The 18,404-nt window shown below is 49.2% G+C and carries 9 protein-coding genes; 1 reads left to right on the top strand and 8 read right to left on the bottom strand.

All coding sequences use genetic code 11. The features are described from left to right. Positions 1-24 precede the first annotated feature (24 nt). Complete coding sequence (locus SG35_RS12725; protein WP_044833549.1) at positions 25-702, top strand: DUF2982 domain-containing protein; 678 nt, start codon at positions 25-27, stop codon at positions 700-702. Here the strand turns inward: SG35_RS12725 and SG35_RS12720 are convergent. The 8 genes from SG35_RS12720 to SG35_RS12685 all read right to left on the bottom strand — a co-directional run bounded on the left by SG35_RS12720 (position 699) and on the right by SG35_RS12685 (position 18,230). Further along, the gene (locus tag SG35_RS12720; protein ID WP_053043115.1) at positions 699-2,756 is read right to left on the bottom strand and encodes a transglutaminase TgpA family protein; all 2,058 of its coding nucleotides are present in this window, start codon (positions 2,754-2,756) and stop codon (positions 699-701) included. The genes SG35_RS12725 and SG35_RS12720 overlap by 4 nt on opposite strands. 4 nt (positions 2,757-2,760) lie before the next feature. Next, positions 2,761-3,741, bottom strand: a complete 981-nt coding sequence (locus tag SG35_RS12715) for a DUF58 domain-containing protein (RefSeq protein WP_160298312.1) — start codon at positions 3,739-3,741, stop codon at positions 2,761-2,763. A 25-nt stretch (positions 3,742-3,766) separates the two neighbouring features. Beyond that, on the bottom strand, positions 3,767-4,705 hold the full coding sequence (locus tag SG35_RS12710; RefSeq protein WP_044833547.1) for an AAA family ATPase: 939 nt from the start codon (positions 4,703-4,705) through the stop codon (positions 3,767-3,769). A gap of 137 nt (positions 4,706-4,842) precedes the next feature. Then, complete coding sequence (locus tag SG35_RS12705) at positions 4,843-7,998, bottom strand: bifunctional diguanylate cyclase/phosphodiesterase (RefSeq protein WP_053043114.1); 3,156 nt, start codon at positions 7,996-7,998, stop codon at positions 4,843-4,845. 3 nt (positions 7,999-8,001) lie between these two features. Beyond that, positions 8,002-11,352: a cadherin-like domain-containing protein gene (locus tag SG35_RS12700; protein WP_152646664.1), complete on the bottom strand. Its 3,351-nt coding sequence runs from the start codon at positions 11,350-11,352 to the stop codon at positions 8,002-8,004. Continuing rightward, a complete protein-coding gene (locus SG35_RS12695) occupies positions 11,349-13,673 on the bottom strand; it encodes an efflux RND transporter periplasmic adaptor subunit (protein ID WP_053043113.1) in 2,325 nt (774 codons plus the stop codon). Before SG35_RS12695 ends, SG35_RS12700 begins: the two co-directional genes overlap by 4 nt. Before the next feature lie 403 nt (positions 13,674-14,076). After that, positions 14,077-16,290, bottom strand: a complete 2,214-nt coding sequence (locus tag SG35_RS12690) for an HlyD family efflux transporter periplasmic adaptor subunit (RefSeq protein WP_084692795.1) — start codon at positions 16,288-16,290, stop codon at positions 14,077-14,079. Beyond that, positions 16,260-18,230: an efflux RND transporter periplasmic adaptor subunit gene (locus SG35_RS12685; RefSeq protein ID WP_044833544.1), complete on the bottom strand. Its 1,971-nt coding sequence runs from the start codon at positions 18,228-18,230 to the stop codon at positions 16,260-16,262. The genes SG35_RS12690 and SG35_RS12685 overlap by 31 nt, the downstream gene beginning before the upstream one ends. Positions 18,231-18,404 lie beyond the last annotated feature (174 nt).

The following is an 18,404-nucleotide window of genomic DNA, read 5'->3' as shown; positions in this document are numbered from 1 at the left end:
ATAACCTGAGTTTATGACAAGAAAATGAATGCCAGCCTGCCCTGCATCCAGATAAAGGCCAAAGCAAAAAATCACGGATTATTTTTAGTTTGCCTCGGCAGCGGCTTATTGCTGATCGCTTTGCTATTTACGCTCTTTTTCTGGCAACAGGCGAGACTCACTTTGATTTTCATTGACTTAGTCGCCCTGGTGACCTGCCTGATAGGTTTTGTTAAATTAATGGAGCCTAAGATCAGCTTTTTAATCACTCCTGCCTCTTTATGTTATCAGCACAGGCATGGTAAATGGCACTTATTATGGCAGGATATAGTGCGGATAGACGCCGTCAGGCAAACCTGCGGTATAAGCAGCCAAGAGCTGCCCTATCTGGGCATCCGGTTGAAAAATATCGACTGTCTTGCAGACAATATCTCCCCGCGGATGGCAAACCGGCTGATCCATGAGCAAAGACCATTAACCCTGTATTGCTTACTCAATAATTTAATGACCCTGGAGCAGGGAGCCATGAACTTCATGCCTTACACCTTAAGCGACGGTACCCGCATCAAGGGACCAATAGCCTGTTTCCTGCACCATAGCTGCGCCTTGCAAAAGGCACTGGGCTACCACCTTTTTATTCCCGATACCGCCATGGACAGGGATATCACCGACTTCTCCCGGCTACTGGGCCAATGTAAGAAAGCCACCGCATTGTACCCCTAACCGCCTTTATCTTGTTTAAGTCGCTTAAGCAGGCGCTTAAATTGGACCAGCAGCACTTGCATCCGGGCTAAACTTGTTTTCTGCTCGGCCGCAGACAAGGACTGGTAACTCAGTTTTTCGAAAGTTTGTGTTATTTCGTTAAAAATAGCGGCAATTTCAGGACGCTGCAACGCGAGTTGCCCGGCAAAAACTTTCGCGGTCTGGGGCAGAGGTTTCTCCAGTCCTTTTTCGGTTAATAAGTCCAGGGCCTGGCGGTATAAAACTAATCCGGGATCCCGTACTTCTTGCGAGGCATTGCGCCGGTACAGCCACCATAAGAGCACTAATGTGATCATTATGGTCCCGGTAATGATGGCGGCAACTTTCCATGGCACCAGACGGCCAAACCAGGAAGATAACAGCCGGTATTGCCGGGCGGCACTGTAACCGAGTACCAAACGTGTCCACTGGTAATCGATGGCATCAAGCTGCAGGCGCAACTCATTAAGCCAGGCGAATTGTTTCAGCCTTTGCAGGCTGAAAAAGTCACCGCTTAAGCGTGATTGTTCCTGCAGCAACAGCGCCGATAAACCGTTTTCAACCCGCTCGGGATTAACCGCAGCGGTGGGATCTACTCTGTGCCATCCCTTGCCCGGCTGCCATATCTCCGCCCAGGCGTGGGCATCATATTGATGAATACTGTAATATTCCCCTTGCGGGTTATGCTCTCCCCCTAAATACCCGGTCACCAGACGGGCTGGAATACCGGCAACCCGCATCATAAAAGCAAAGGTACTGGCATAATGTACGCAAAAACCTGCCCGGGTATCAAAATAGAATTCATCCAGGCTATTTTCATTTAACAACGGTGGCTGCAGGGTATAACGAAACGGCGCCTGGTTAAAATGAGCCAATACCGCCTGCACCAGGGCGAGATCATCAAGATGCACTTTTCTTAAGGCCAGCACCTCCTGCACCAGTTTAGGATTACTGCCTGCAGGATAATCCAGGTTGCGGCGGACAATATGACCGGGGATCTGTAAATCCAGGGGGGCATCGGGATAAGTGTCCACCCGGTAACTGACGGCCTTAGTCAGAGGCTTGCGGCTGCGCAGGCTATAATCCGGCAGCTGGATGATTTGCTGAGGGCCCCCCTTTGCCACTGCCGGCAACGTTGCCAGATCCAGGGCAAACAACCATTTTTTGAAACTGGCCTCGGCAATCACCTGATAACTTAGCTTACGCTCCCCGGGGCGGACTTGCCTGGAGAGCGGCTCAATAAAGATTTGTTTAAGCTTACTCTTGTACTCGGGGGCCATTTGCCAGCGCCTGCCGTCATAATTTTCTAACACCAGGGCACGCCAATAGAGTTGGCTGTAATCGGGACGCACCCGGTCAAAATTAGCCCGAAACGCCAGCTTATCGGACAATGCCAGGCTGGCAATATCCCCCGGCGCGACACTTTCAGATAATCCGGTGGCGGATGTTTTCGCCATAGGCACTTGCCAAAACGGCGAAAGCCTCGGAAAAACAACAAATAAAACAATGGATAACGGAATACTGTGTACTATCAGCAAGCCACTGGATTTTAATGTGGCAACCCCGGGACGACGTGATGAAAAATAGCTAAGCAGTAAACTGATATTAAGCAACAGCAATAACAGGATCACTAAGGTAAATTGCAGATCTTGCTGAAAAATCAACGCCGACACCAGCAAGAAAAACCCCAGTAAAACCACCAGATAAAAGTCCCCGCGCCCCTGAATTTCCAGTGCCTTTAACACATAGGAAAAACACAGCAGATGCAGCATGGCCGATAATAATCCCAGTTCAAATCCTGAAATAATCAATACCAGGCAGCCGCCGAGGGCAAAAATGGCCATCACAGGCCCGGGTGGCCTCTCTTTTTGGTAGTGCACCATTAATATCTGCCAGCACAGGCACAGGGCTAAAACGGCTAACATCCAGGAAGTCAGCTCTTGAAACAAGCTCAGCAGGTTGGCCCCCTGACAGATAATTAACAGCCAGGTGATGTCTTTGTTCAGGCTAAATGTTTCTTGGCTGACCGTCGCCATGGTTTTATGCCCCCCCTGCTGACGGGCCCGGATAAGCCGCCAGCGCCCGCAAGCAGCTTTTCAGCTGAAAGTCACCGCTATCGACCTGAAATACCTGTCCCGCCAGCTCCATGCCATAGCGATAATCTTCATGATGGTAATGTAACAGCAGATAACATAAATACCGTAATTGGGTTTCAACATCACCGTCCGGCATATCCGCCAGACTTAACCAAAGGACACTGCCCTGTTGCTGCTGATAATGTTTGGTATATTTTCCCTGCCCCCGGGCAAATTGTTTCCAGGCCACCCGGTTGACAGACTCTCCGAGCACATAAGTTTTTAATTCAAAAAAATCTTCCGCGCCGGCGCAGGTTTTCCCGGTATTTTCCGCGCTGTCCCCCTGCTTTAAAAAATGCAGCAACGGTCCCGGGGGTAACTTGGCCTGAGGATAAAGGGTGCATAAACAGTCAAAATCCAGGTGGGTCCAACATCTAAAGAGCCCCAGGGAATATTCACTTTTGATGGTGATACGCCCGGGTGCGATCAAGCCCCGTTTTTTCGAATAAAAGGGTAAGTTCACAGACACCTTTTCTGCACGAATAACGCTGACATGCACCGCCTGCTGTCCGGCAAAAGAAAGGGTTAAGTCATAGCGGGGAATTTTACTGTGCACGGTGAGCGGCATAGTCACCCCCTGCCCGGCATAACCGCTACATTGCCCGTTACAGCTTATTGCCAGGCCGCAAAGATTAAAAAAACTTTGCAACATCACGGTAATAAAGAGACTGCCCATCAGGTAACTCATTAAAATAATGACATTATTCTGATAGTTGGTACCGAGCAAAAATACCAGCAATACCAGTAATAAATAGGCACAACCAAAACGGCTGGGAAAGATAAAAATATTGCCCCGGTGCAACAGCTGGTATTTGGCCGCCGGCAGCCGTTGCTTTAGCCAAAGGGAAAAGCGGCTTTTAACGCCGGCTTTAAGCTTTAACATCATCTTGGCGCCAAACATAGCCGGGACTTCAGGATAACTTGGCTAACGGATTGGTGGGATCTACCTGCTCCAGTACACTTAACGCCAGCCCCTCTTTGTGCTGCATAAAGCTATCTGAAACAATTTCCAGGCGATGCTGGCAAACCGCCGCAAATACCGCCTGGATGTCCCCGGGGTGGACATAGTCGCGGTCTTCCATAAAAGCCCAGGCTTTTGCCGCTTTTAACAGTGCCTTACCCGCACGGGGCGACAGGGGCCTGAGATTTTCATCCTGGCCTCGGCTGACATGGCATAAAGCAATGATATAGTCGAGAATGGCATCGCTGGCGCTCAGGTTATCGATATTTTTTTGCATAGTGATAAGTTGCTCAAGTTCAAGGCAAGGCCGTAAATGCATAAATTGATGATCCCTGTCCTGACTTAACAAAATCAGCTTTTCTGCCGCCACATCGGGAAACCCCAGGGAAATGCGCATCATAAAGCGATCCAATTGAGACTCGGGTAAGGGATAGGTCCCGGCATGGCTGAGGGGGTTTTGCGTGGCAATAACAAAAAATGGCGCAGGCAGGGCATAAGTTGTGCCGTCGATACTGACCTGATGTTCGGCCATGGCCTCCAATAGCGCACTCTGGGTTTTCGGGTTGGCCCGGTTAATTTCATCCGCCAGCACCACCTGATTGAAAACCGGTCCCCTGTGCAGCTCAAACTGCTTTTTTTCACTATGATAAATCGAAATACCGATAACATCCGCCGGCAATAAATCACTGGTAAACTGGGTTCTTTGATAACTTAGCCCCAAGGTTTTTGCCAGTACCTGGGCCAGAGTGGTTTTACCCATGCCGGGCAAGTCTTCAATTAAAATATGCCCCTGAGCCAGTAAACAGGCCAGGGCCAGACGGATCTCCCGCGGCTTTCCCAGCACTATCGAGCCGACTTGTTCTACTACCGCACTAATAAGGTTTTGCATCTTGATTATTAACGTTTTTTAGCCAGAAATCTAACTGGCAGTATAGGAATGAACCGGACCTTTCGCGAATAGCCGCGAGCATTAATCTTAAGCTTCAACACGATTAACCGGCGACAAAAAGTAAGGCGATAACCGTCTCAGTAAGGCGTTTTATTTAAGATCCCGGTAAGTTCAACCTTAAAATGACCTTCATCATGGGCTAACACCTGAGTATCATGCTCCAGACTGGCTTTAACTTTGCCGTTGATTAGTGACGGATCCGATATAAACTCAGTGGCCTGCTCATAGGGCACGGGTTTGCTGATCAAATAGCCCTGTACTTGATGACAATTGAGATCACGTAAAAATTTCAGTTGCTCTGCCGTTTCCACCCCTTCGGCCACGATCTTCAAACCCAAATGATCCGCCAGGGTGATGATGGAGTTGACGATGGCGGCATCAAAGGTATTCTCGGTAAAGTCTGTGATAATAGAGCGGTCGATCTTAATTTTATCCACGGGAAAGTTCTTTAAATAACTATAAGAGCAATAGCCGGTACCAAAATCATCGAGGGAAATACTAAAGCCGGCATCGGTGAGCTCGTGGATCAAATCAATCGTTGCCGCCAGGTTATCGGCGACGGCATTCTCTGTAATTTCCAGCTCTATGTATTTGGGTAAAATATTATTTTTTTTCAACTGTTTAATAATCTTGCCGGCAAGCTGCGGGTTTTTAAACTGTACCGGCGACAAGTTGATGGCAACCGGTACAGGTTCAAGAGACGCCTCCTGCCACCGGGTCAGATGTCCGCACACCTGAACAAGTACCTGCTCCGTAATTGCATCAATAATACCATTAGTTTCCGCCAGCGGAATAAAATCATCCGGGGACACCATGCCTGACTCCGGATGTTGCCAACGTACCAGGGCCTCCATACCACACAATTGCCCGCTGCTGACATCCACCTTGGGCTGGTAATAAACAAGAAATTCATTTCGTTCGACGGCTTTATGCAAATCATTTTCCATTTGCAACTGCTGATTTGCCCTTTGATTGATTTTTGGCGAATAAAACCTGAAGTTATTTCGTCCTGCTTTCTGCCTGGCTTCATACATGGCGGTGCTGGCATTGGCAATCAGTTCATCCGGCTCTTCACCGTCATTCGGGTATAAGCTCACCCCGATACAGGTATCAAGATACAGATCGCTTCCTTCAATACTCACCGGATTTTCCAATGACTGGAATATCCGGTTTAACATCTGGATCAGAAATTCATCCCGGGAAAAGTCATCCAGTAACAGGGATAACTCATAACTGCTGATTTGTGACACACAAACACTGTTCTTGGCAGCGTGCCCTGCACTGTCAACAAGGGAAACACAATCGGTATTTCTAAATATTTGGCTGATTTTACGACCCATTTCACGGATCAATTTTTCACTGACGCTATGACCTAAGGTATGGCTGATTTGGCGAACCTTCTCCAGATCTAAGACCAGGATGGCAAACTTCCTGTTATTACGCTTGGCCCTGTATATTGCCTGAATAATACGATCTAACATCACGATACGGCTCGGCAGGCCAAAGACCTGTGTGGTTTCCACCCGTTCATCATTTTTATCGGGAGTTAAATTTACAGATACACCAGCATGCTCTAGCGGTACTTCTCCGTCATTCAGGTATAAGTTTTCCTCGCTCTCTTGCTCACTCCCGGCCAGGGTGTTTATTTCGATAACCGGCTCTGCCTGGGCTTGTTCAATTCCATTTTCTTCAAAAGGCTCTGCACCATTAATTTCCAGCTCTGCGTCCTCAACAGTCGTAGCGGCTTCCGGTGACTTTTCCGCCTGTTCATTCCAGATTTCCACACGGTTACGGCCCGTTTCTTTAGCAACATATAAGGCTTCATCCGCCTGGCTGACAAAGGCTTCGGCATTACTGAGCTTATTTGTCCAGCAAGCCACGCCAAAGCTCGACGTCACATTAAATTTACCGTCAGGCAGGCTGATATCTTGTTTCATCACCGCCAGACGAATTCGCTCCGCTACCTGGGCAGCCTCTTGCGCCGTGGTCGCCGGCAGCACCACGCAAAACTCTTCACCTCCGTAGCGTCCCACCAGATCATTGGTGCGGGAGATGTCCTTGAGTATTTTCGCCACCATCTTGATCACTTTATCCCCCACCGCATGGCCATAGGTATCATTGACCGACTTAAAATGATCTATATCTGACATGATACAACTCAATGAACTCTTAAGGCTTTTTTCCTCTTCAATCAAGACCCTGAGCCCTTCAAAAAAGGATCGGCGATTAAGGCAGCTGGTGAGCGGATCTCGGGTCGCCAGATATTTCAGCTCCTTATTTTGCGCAGTGATCTCTTTTTGGCTGAGCTTAAGCTTATCCAGTAACTGCCCCAATTCGCTGTTCTTTATTTCCAGCTCGGTAATATCGTTGAAGGTCACCAGGGCGCCCCGGGTCACTTTTTCGCTGCGGCCAATCGGTGAGACATTCACTTTAAAAGAAACCAGGCTTCCTGATTTAGCCCTTAATTTCAGCGCTGCACCGGTTACCGTCGCCCCTCCTTGTAATATCGGTAACCAGGGGAGTACTTGTTGTTTTTCTTCGCACAACCAGTCTAATTCAGACGCTTTTTTGCCCATCAGCGATTCATTTGACCGGACCGATTTTTTCTGGAAAGGTTCATTGGAAAAAATTATTTGTTCTTTATTATCAATAATTAACAAACCATCGGATAAGGTATTTAATGCATTACGCACCCGGTCGGGAACCACAGAGCCGGGATCGAGCTCAAGCATGGTTTTTTTTAAAAACAACAAATAACAGATGAAACCGGATAAGGCGACAAACAGCACCAGCATAAAGAAGGGGTTGTCCAGAGTGGACAAATCATCAAAAATAACTTCTATCGTTCCCCAGCGCTCACCTTTTTTAAAAATCGGCACCTGAACCTGGGAAGCGGTAGATTTATCTGCGGGTTTAAGCAGCCATGCCAGCTCGTGATCGCCGGACTGGGCGATTACCTGGTTAGAGATTAAACGTACGCCGGCGGATTTTACATTGCTGTTTCGGGTCACCACGGCTTCCAGGGTATGGTGAACATTATCTTCCCGGTTAGCGGTAATATCGGCATTAAGCTGCACCGCAAGTGACTCCACCAGCATTTTGCGAAATTTCAGCTCCGGCACTTTCTGGTTCGGGACCAGGCCTAAAAACTCAAACATCAGCAATATACTGCAGGTAAGCATCACCAGACCAACGCTGATACGCACCAATGGAGAGCCGAGAGGGTTTTTCATAAGCTAGTCCTTAGATTCATCAGCGCTTTTTTCCTCGGAATCGAAAATAGTTTCTTCTTTCGCCGCTAACTGCCCGGCTTTTTTATCCGCTGATGGCTGCGGCGTCTTCACCGGTTGACTGCCCAAAACCGGCATAAGGTCAAACTGTTTCCAAAGGGGAATAATGGACAGAAAACTGGCCATCAAAGAACCCGCCCGTAAGACCCAGGTGAGCACCCCTACAGAAACCGACAGGGTCGCCCCCATAGTTACTTCTGTCACAACAGCGGCTTCGAGCTCTTCTTCTGCTACCGACTCATTCAGTTCACGGCGCATTTGATCCAGCTCCCGAAAGAAGTCCTCATTATCCCGGACAAGGCGCTGTTCGTCGGTTAACAATTCAAAGGCCTCTTGCCCTGAAAAACTCAACGGGATCAAATCAAGAAACTCTAATGCCCTGGCTTGCTGATAAACTTCTTTAACCTCGCTTATTATTGCCTTGCCGGCAACCTCATTGATTTCTCCCGCCACATATGCAGACGAAAAAAGCGCAGCCTGATGGCGGTTATGCTGACTGGCATTTACCTGTTGCAAGCTCGCCAATGTGTGATTCGAGACCACTGCTGATGTATCCGCCAGAGAGATTTGCACTTCTTCTCCCGCCACTTCACTCTCTGTTGAAGTCGGCTCTTCCTCCACCTTTTCTGCTCCAGGAGTTATTTTCTCTGTGTTTTCCGTCGCCGAAGTTAACGGCGTACCGGCTGTCTGCGGCATATTAACGGTCAACAGGAAGGTCCCTGCCGTACTGGCACCGCCGTCATCGGCTATAAGTTTCAAGATAAGGGTGCCCGCATCTTTAGCACCAGCTATACCGCTGAGGGTAAGACTTTCGGCATTAAAACTGACCCAGTCGGGCAAAGGAGAGCCATCTGCCTGTACCAGGCTATAAACCAGGTTATCGTTACTGTCGGGATCGATAAAAGTATTTTCACTCAAGGTAAGGTTTAAATGACTCCCAGGGGTCAATACCTGATCGGCGAGAGAGTGAAGCATAACCGGTGCATCGTTGACACCGTTAATAGCGATCATCACTTGCTGTTTTGTGCCGTCGGCACTGGTTACCGTAAAATGCTCCGTCACCGTTTCATTTTCACCCAGTGCCCGGATCGCCTCTTGGTTGTTATCGCCATAATAAAACCACCGGCCCTGACTGTCGATTTGCAGCTCCCCATAACGTCCGGCTAAGATATCAGCGACAAAACGGGCTTCTTCGGGATCAGGGTCTGTTATGGATAGTTGCCCGGAAGTTGCCAACCCGGCGCTGATATCTGTATCTGCCAACAAGCTGCCGGCCGTATCTCCCAAAATGATTGCCGGATCATTAACTCCGCTAAGTTCAATAAAGACAATTTCAGTGCTGGTCCCGCCCAAATCATCGGTTACCGTGACGGTAAAACTGTCACTGCCAAACCAGTTGCTGTCGGTTGCCGTAAAAAGCCAGCTGCCCGTTTGGGCATCTATCTCCACCAGGCCATAACTTGCAGCACCCACCGAAAAATAGCTCTGGTCGGTAAGGCCATCGGCATCGCTGGCATTAATATCACCGCTCACTTTATCTCCTTCACTACCGCTAAAGTGGAGATCACCGCTGATCTGCGCCGCATCATCAACGCCTGCCAGCCTGACGGTCACCAACTGCTCCGTTACCCCCCCTAAATCATCAGTCACGGTAACAGTAAAGCTGTCACTGCCAAACCAGTCATTATCTTTTGGCGTATAAGACCAGGCTCCTGTTTCGGGGTCTATTTCGGTCCGGCCATAAGTGCCGTGACCGGCACTGAAATAATTGCCGTCATTAAGGCCATCAGGATCACTGGCACTGAGTTCCCCGCTGGCTATATCCCCTTCACTGCCGCTAAAGCTGATATCACCGGAGATCAGCGAAGGATCATCATCAACACGGTTGATCTTAATGGTAAATACCTGGTCAATCAGCCGGTTGTCAGCCGGATCGGCCAGGATAAAACGGAAACTGTCAAAGTCGCTATTGCTGTCGTCATGGGAGTACAAGACTTTGCCATTGATAATATCCTGCTGGGTAAAGCTATCGTTGCTGCCGTATGCCCAGGCACTGCCATTAATGGTTAAAGTGCCGTGGCTGACGTTGCTTACGGTATAAAGCAAAGCAGCATCATCGCTATCGGCATCCGTGCTTTGTAACTCATTTAAGGACAGCGCAATATTAACATCCCCTTCCATCACCGTCAGATGTTGGTTAACCACAACTGCGGTATCATCATCGACAGGCATCACGGTAATAACAAAACTTTGTTCACTACGCTGGTTACCCAAGACATCTTTAACGCTAAAAGTAAAATTGTCGGATAAAGTATTGCTGCCGTCATGGGAATACAGTACTTTGCCATTGATAATATCTTGCTGGGTAAAAGTATCATTGCTGCCGGCAGCCCAGGCACTGCCGTTAATAAATAAATGCCCGTTAACGGCATTGCCTACAGTATAAAGCAGTGTTTTATCGCTGGTTTGGCTATCACTACTTTGCAACTCGGCCAGAGTCAATGGGATATGATTCGCCCCTTCCGCCACCGTCATACTCTGGTTAATCACGGTGGGAGGATTATTATCTACGGTAGGCGGGGAGTTATCCACTGGCGTGACCGAAATGATAAAAGTCTGTCCCGCTGTTTGATTACCGGCCCCGTCTTTAACACTATAAGTAAAACTGTCAAAGGCAATATTACTGCCGTTATGGGAATAACGCACCTTACCATCGATGATATCTTGCTGGCTAAAAGTATCATTTGCGCCAATGCCGGAGCGGTACCAGGCAGTACCATTGATATACAAGGTGCCGTGACTGACATCGGCAACAGTATAAATGAGACTGGCATCGTCGCTATCGACATCGGTACTTTGTAAATGATTTAAGGTCAGGATGACATTGCTTGCTCCTTCTGTCACCGTCATGCTTTGGTTTACTACAGCAGGGGGATCATCATCCGCCATCGCTTTCATCGCCACCGTTGCAATATTGAAATTGCCGATGCCGTCATCAACTTTATCGGTCAGGCTATCACGGCTGATAGTATTGCCCCCGGGCGGGGAATCAAAAGAGCTGTCGGTATTGACGATAGCAGCATCTGCACTTTCTGTCCGTGCCAGAATATTCAACCGAGTTTGAGCATCTTCTTGCAGATCTGGCTCAAAATGGCTGAACTCAACCGTTCCCGCCAGCAAATCTGCCGAATACAGTAAACGCGGCTCCAGTACTTCCATAAGCACAGGGCATTGTCTGCACGACGCCACCTTACCCCCGGCTTTATCAGGTTTGACATCCCTGTAAGTTACGCTCAAGGTGCAACCTTCATTTGTGCAAAGCTTTCCACATCAGAACTGCGCCTGCTGTTATCCGTAACGGTCCGGGACAGTTTATCAGCCTCCAAAGTCATCTGGCCGGTTATTGTTCGGCCCTTTGCCGGGCCGCTCAACTGACAGTTGTTACACTTTTTATAACGCGGATTAAGCGCGACCTCAAAACCAAGAGACTTCAGGTTTGTGACCCGCCCAAGGGCATTGTCGAGCTGCTTGTAAACCCCTAAAGCCACGGTATACTCCTGTTCGCCCCTGGCTTTTTTAACATAAAAATCACGAATATTTTTTGCTTTTAAACGCGCCGTGAATGCCCTGACCTGAGTTTGCTGTAAAAAGGGCACACTATAAACCACATAATCACGGACTATCCCGGCAACCCTTTGCGCTTGCTTCACGGCCACTCTTTTCTTGGCTCGAACCTTACCCTCCGGGAGGTCTGCATCCGCTTTTAAAGGCAATACTTTTACCGACTGCAGTGCTTGACGGGTTACGGTGCCAGCACTGGCAGGCAAAATCACCACAGGCATTTTCTCAACGGCTTTTACTTTTGCGACAACCGGCAAAAGTTTGGCTTTAGTCTTCGCCATCAAAGCTTTCTCCGGGCAAGAAGTACAGGCCCGGTAACGGGGGCTGAGTTCAACCTCAAAGCCTAAACCTTGCAAAGTTTTAACCCGGCGAAGCGCATTTTCCCGGCTGCGATAAAGCCCCAGAGATATCTGGTAGCCAGTTTGCCCTTTTACCTTTTGTACATAAAAATCATGGATATCTTGTGCTTTTAAACGAACACTGAGTGCTTTGGCCTGAGTGCGTTCGGGCAAATAGGCACTACGTACAAAATAACCGCTAACGCTTGCAGCTCCCTGCTGCTTTTCCTCTACTGTTACTTGCTTGCGGGAACTTCCGGTATCAAGTTGACGCCCCTTGCCTGTTGCACTGGCCGTTAAGCTAAGCTGAGGCATTTTAGCCTTTGCTGCTTCAGTTGACAAAGCAGAGGCCGGATCAACCCGCTCAGGCTTTATCTCCCTTTTTTCAATGCCGGTACTTAACACGGCCACGGACATTTTTTGCCTTTTATAACGCGGACTCAATTCCACCTCAAACCCTGAGGTGGTGAGCTTTTTAGCCCGGCCGAGGGCATTGTCCCGGTTTCGGTAAAGGCCCAGAAAAACCCGATAGCCTTCGCCTTTTATGCTTTGTACATAATAATCACTGATTTTTTCGGCTTTTAAGCGATTGGTGAACCCCTTTACCTGCTTCTGTTCACTTAAAATCTTGCTGCGTACCACATAATCATTGACGCCGACGGAAGGTTTTTCCCGGACATGTCCGACATTTTCCTGCAATAAAAGCTGAAGCGCTTTCTCCGCTTTTTTCGCATCTTTAGCGATCACTTCATCAGCAGCAAAAGGCTTTTTCTCCACGGAAAAACGGGCATGTTTTTTTGGTTCAACCTGTTCATGCTGATGCATAAAAGCCAGTTGGCACTTCAGGCCGGCAGCAATTTTATGCTCAGGATTAGGCAAAGCCAGCTGCACCCTGAAGGTACCGCTGGCGCTGTCTACCACAGGATCGATACGCTCTATCTCTGCCATTTGCGTATCCAAATGGCTAAACTCTGGGGTCACCTGTGCAGTTTGTCCCGGGATAAGTTGCCCCCAATAATCCGCCGCCACGATCACTTCAATGCGCAAGGGATCCAATTGGGCCACCCTTAATAACGGCTCATTCTCGACATACTCTCCCACCGACTTATATTTTTCCATCACCACACCGTTAATAGGACTGAAAATGGTTTTCTGATTTACCACCTCCAGCGCCCGCCGGTACTCCATTTTTGCTATTTCATTTTTGTTTTTTGCCTCCTGCTGATACATTTCGGCCACGGTTTGTTCGGTTGCCAGGCGGTCCATCTCATGGGAAGAAATAGCCGATTTACTAAAAAGCGCCTGGTTGCGTAAGTGCAAACGTTTACTGAATTCGGCATTTTCACGGGACAGTTCAATTTCCACGGTCGAGCTGGCCCGGGTACGGGCAAGTTCAAGTGCGGCTTGCTCCACCGATGAATCGAGTTTCGACAATGGCTCTCCCAGTGCAACATAGTCACCGCGATCGACAAAGACTTTTTCAATCACGCCCGGGGCCGGGCTGCCGACATCGACCACTTGCCCCGGTTCGATCAGACAATCAAATTCAGGCAAAGTATCGTTTTCATGATTATTCGATATTTGTTCGGCGCCAACCTTAGCTAATAACATACTGCTAACGAGTAAGAGAAACACTTTTGATTTATAGTATTTTTTCATCGCTCATTTCCTGCTCATCATGATTGCCAACAGCGGCCGCAAACAGCCAATCAAGCGCCCCGCCATGAGAAGAAGATGATAACAGTGACATTACATTCCCTATGACTCAAGACGGAACATCCTAAAGAAGAAAGCAAATTTTGCACCAAAAAGTAAATTTCGTTCTCAATCCCTGGGCAAAAAAAACCAAGATATTGTCTTTAGTGGGATTAATTAGATTTCCCTGAAAAACCACACCGGTACAGGTGTACTTGAAGAAACGCAATAAATGACGAGGTAGCGAAACATTTGCCGAATAAAATGAAAAGACAGATGAAAGAAATGACGGATGAGCAAAAGAAAAACGCAGGAAAATAAAAAACAGCCAAAACCACAGCCCCTCAAAATTGACTTCACTATGTATTTACAGCAGGCTTAATACCAGCTGTCGGCCACGGCGTAACCATTGTTGCGCCAAGGGCTCACTGCCATGATCAAAACGGACAAAAACCCTGCCCCCCAAGCCGCTGACCGCGAGCCCCTCGGGTAATGCCAGATCAATTTGAAACATGGCTTGTTTGCTGCTCATTACGCCATCTTCTCCCCGCTGCACCACAACTTTGCCTCCCCCCTCTACCGATAAGGCCAGGCTGGGCAGTTGTTTGCTGCCCGCAGGTGTCATTTTAAGAATTTGTGTATCGATCACCTGATTGAGGTCTTCAGCAAGCCGGATCTGCACGGTATTATTTCTTTTGCGGACCAGGCCTATATCGGACTGGGAGACCACGGCTCTGATGATAAGATGCTCAGGGCTGATAACATAACCAATCAGCTCTCCCTGCTGCAAGTATTGCCCGGCAAGTTGCTTATCGCCGGGTAAAACAAAAACCCCCGACTGCCCGCTTTTTATACTAAAGGCTGACTTTTGCTGCTGAAGCTGTGCCAGTTCTGCCTCAATGGCCGAGGCTTCTTCCCTGATGATCTCAAGCTGCACCGGCTGATCTTTTAACGCTTTTTGCCGTTCAATTTTCAACAGCTTCAGCTTAGCTTTAAGTACGGCAATATTTTTATCCAATACCGCAGACTTCATCTCCATCAGGGGCGCATCGGCCTCAACCGGGGTGCCGGAAGCAAGGTAAACCGTCTCAACAAAGCCGTCACCGGGGGCATATATTTGTGCTTGCTCGGGTACCCAGACCACCCCCTGGGCAAAGCTGGTATGGGGAACGGGAATAAAAAACAAGGCGCAGGTGAACAAAACTAGGATACCTGTCATCGCCGTCACGGCTCTTATCCTGTGCCCGGCCAGTTTCTCGCTCGCCAGCAGGAAAGAAAACCCCCGCCATAACGGCAACAAAATTTGCAAACTGATAGCCCACACGGCCAGGACCACGCCAGCAATTAAATAGTCCTTGAGCAAAAATAATACGATCACCGTCAGCATAAAAAGCCGGTAAAAAAAAGCGCCAGCACCATAACAGAGGAACCAGCCCCGCTCTCCGCTAGCCGTAACCGGTGATTGGGCCAGGGGGCTAGCAAACAGGTAACGTTGCAGCAAGTACAGGTAATAACGGGAAGCGCGGCTGGCAAGGTTCGGGATCTCAAGCTGATCCTGCAAAATAAAATAACCATCAAAGCGCAACAAAGGGTTGGCATTAAAAAGCACGGTTGAAATGGTGCCTGTCATAAAAGTAAACAATGCCGCCTGGCTGACAATCCCCGGCTCCACCGCCAGGTAAGCAAATAATCCCAGGGCCGCCAGAAACAGCTCCGCCATGATCCCCGCCGCCCCCACCAGGATACGTTTTCTTTTTTCCCGAAAGGTCCAGGCAGAAGACGCATCAACATAAGGCACCGGCATAAAAATGAGCAAAGTGATCCCCATATCATGCACTTCGCCCCCCCAAAATTTCACCACAAAAGCATGGGCAAATTCATGGCAGGCTTTGATCAGGGGATATAACAGCCACAACAGCAACAGGTTTTGGACCGTCATAAGGTCATGGCTGATGGCCTGGGAAAGCCTGGTACTATTGGCCAAAGCCAGCATTGCCGCCAGCAAAACAGCCAGTAGCCAGATCAGAAAAGCCGCTTTCGACAGCAAAGGTTTTATCCAGCGGATGGCTGCATTAAGGAAACGATCAGGGTCAAACAAAGAAAAACGCAGCGCCAGCGGATTCAGCAATTTTTGCTGCCAGCGATGATGACGGGCCTGCTTGTCCCGTTTTAGCATGGTTTCCACCGGAACAGACAGCTCCCCTTTGAGGGCATCTATGGCATGTAGTTGCGCCACCAGGTGTAGCATATCCTCCCGGTTCAGCAGGTGTTTTTCCAAAGCTTGCCCATCCGGCGGCGCTTCTGCGGTGACTTGTTCACCCGAAGTGAGGGGCAGCTGCTGCCAGATTTCTTCCAGGGTGCGCTGGCCGTCAAGGCGGCCGATCACTTCATAAGCCAGGGCATTAAAACGTAAGTGCCGCCCCTTGGTGAGATCCCTTAGCACAAACCAGGACTCTCCCCGGTAGCACTGGGGATAAACCTGAATATGCGGGGCCAGGCAAAACTTCATGCCTTTGACCATAGGCCAGTTGTCCCCCTGGCCGGGCTTGCTCACCCCGATACTCCCAGTGACCAGAGCCATAAGGACAAGCGCTCTTTCAGTTCATGGGTCCAGATCCACAACAGCTCCCTCTGGGCTATGGTAATTTTAGCTACGCCCCGCATACCGGGACGTAACAGTGAAGAGGGTTGTTCCAGCTGGGCCTGGACCCGAAAATAATTATAACCGTCACTGCTGATCGCCACCGGGATCACCTTTTCCAGGGTGATATTAAAACGGGTATCGGGTAATGCCGTCATGATCAAGGTGCCGGTCTGCCCCGATTGCAAACGGGCAATATCATGTTCATCCACTTCAAGCACCACCCGGTAATGGTTCAGGGGCGTCACTTCAAACAGCACCTGGCCCCGGGTCACAGGCGATCCCTGGGCCTGATCCAGATCACCGCTGAGCACAATACCGTCAAAAGGCGCCTTTAACCGGGTACGGGCAATTTGCTCGTCAACCAATTGCATTTCGGCGCTTACCTGATCGAGCCGGGCCTGTAAAATCCCCAGCTGGGCACGCTCGCGCTCGGAGAAAGCCTGCTGATACTGTTTTTTCAGCTTATTAAACTCACTTTGCCACTTCTGCCGTTCCAGTTGTAGCCGGTTATCATCCAGGGTGGCCAGCAACTTGCCTTGCTCGACCAGGTCACCGGCGCTCACCATACCTTTTTTAATAAAGCCATCCTGCGGCGCCACCAGCAACTGTCGGACCTTGCCCTGTAAGGTGGCAGAAGCTTTTACTTCAAAAGTCCCCGGGAGTTCAGAAAGTCCAGCCAAGGCGACAATTGCCGACAGCAACACTATTTTCACTTTCAGATAACTCAGCCCCAGCACACGCCCGACAGAAAAACGCAAAGCGGCCAGCGTTTTTTTTAACCAGGACGCTTCATGCTTCATTTTGAGTTCGAAAATGGGCCCAAGTAACCGGCTTACCGTTTCATACAGGGCCAGCTTCTCTTTACTTAACTCGGTATTATTGCCTAGCTCACAACTAATGGCCCCGATATATCCGGATTGTCCTGTCAGCCCCTGGGTATAAACCGCTTTATTGCCCTGCTGCTTCGCCAGCCTGGCATGTGCCTGCATCACAGCACTTGAAGAAGCGGCGCCTTCGCGGTACGCCAGCGGCTTGCCCTGATCTATGGCTTCATTCATCACCGCTTCAATTTCACGGATAAAGTCACGCTCCCGTTCAAAATGGGCAATATGGGATAAAGCCACCAAACGCGCAGACAGACCATAACAAAGACCAATGCTGACCCGCTGGCAGGCTAACTCTGTAGACAAGACATTGGCCGCTTCAAGGGCCGCCGCTTTCACGCTGCCATGGCCGAGCACAGCATAGAGCAACTTTAAGATGATGGCCGACTGCTCCCGCCGTGAGGCAACCTCCTGCCTGAGCAAGGATTCCAGCCACAACATGCCCCATTCAAGTAATTGCATTACCGCATGACACTGGGGCTTAGAGCGGGGAGAAATCGCCAGGGCCACAATCACCGATGGCTTTTCATCCACCATTAACGGACAGGCAAGCAAGTCGCAGGTTTGTCCTTGATTGCTGCTATATTCCTGATTAAACCGTATGCTGCTTTTTCCCGACGCCAGGCTTAAACAGGCAGCTTGCTCAAGCAATACCCGGTTAGCACCGCTTTGGGGATATTGTGCCAACAACTCCAGCCCCTGCTTTGAAGTTTTTGCCGGCAAGAATATCCCGCCGCACAAAACCCCTGATACCATGCTCGCCTGCCAGTTAAGCCAGTTAAGGGCCAGAGTCTGTAGTTCGCTCAGTGAATTATCGGGGCCGGTAACAGAAGCCGAAAAAGGAACAGCCCCCGAAGTAGTATCTTGTGTTGACTCTGACGCCAAAGGTTCAGATTCAGGGGGGGAAACAGCTTCGAACGCGCCACTCTCCTTGTCCGGATCCTTAACATCATCTTCTGTGGGAGTCTTGACCAATGGGCTCGTTGTTTCCATAAAAAAGCAATTCTTTCCTTAGGATCTATCAATAATTACGATATAAGACTCGGTTTTTGTCAAGTATAGAGGCACTCTCTTACAATTGAGTTCTTCAGACAACGAAATTGCTCACAAGCAACATTTATTTCGGCTTGCCCGGATATCGCACCATAAAGTCAGGTAATGAACCTC

The sequence above is a fragment of the Thalassomonas actiniarum genome, assembly GCF_000948975.2.
In the GTDB taxonomy this organism is placed as follows: domain Bacteria; phylum Pseudomonadota; class Gammaproteobacteria; order Enterobacterales; family Alteromonadaceae; genus Thalassomonas; species Thalassomonas actiniarum.
The sequence above is the reverse complement of the archived record's forward strand: the minus strand, read 5'-3'. Positions and strand labels throughout refer to the sequence as shown.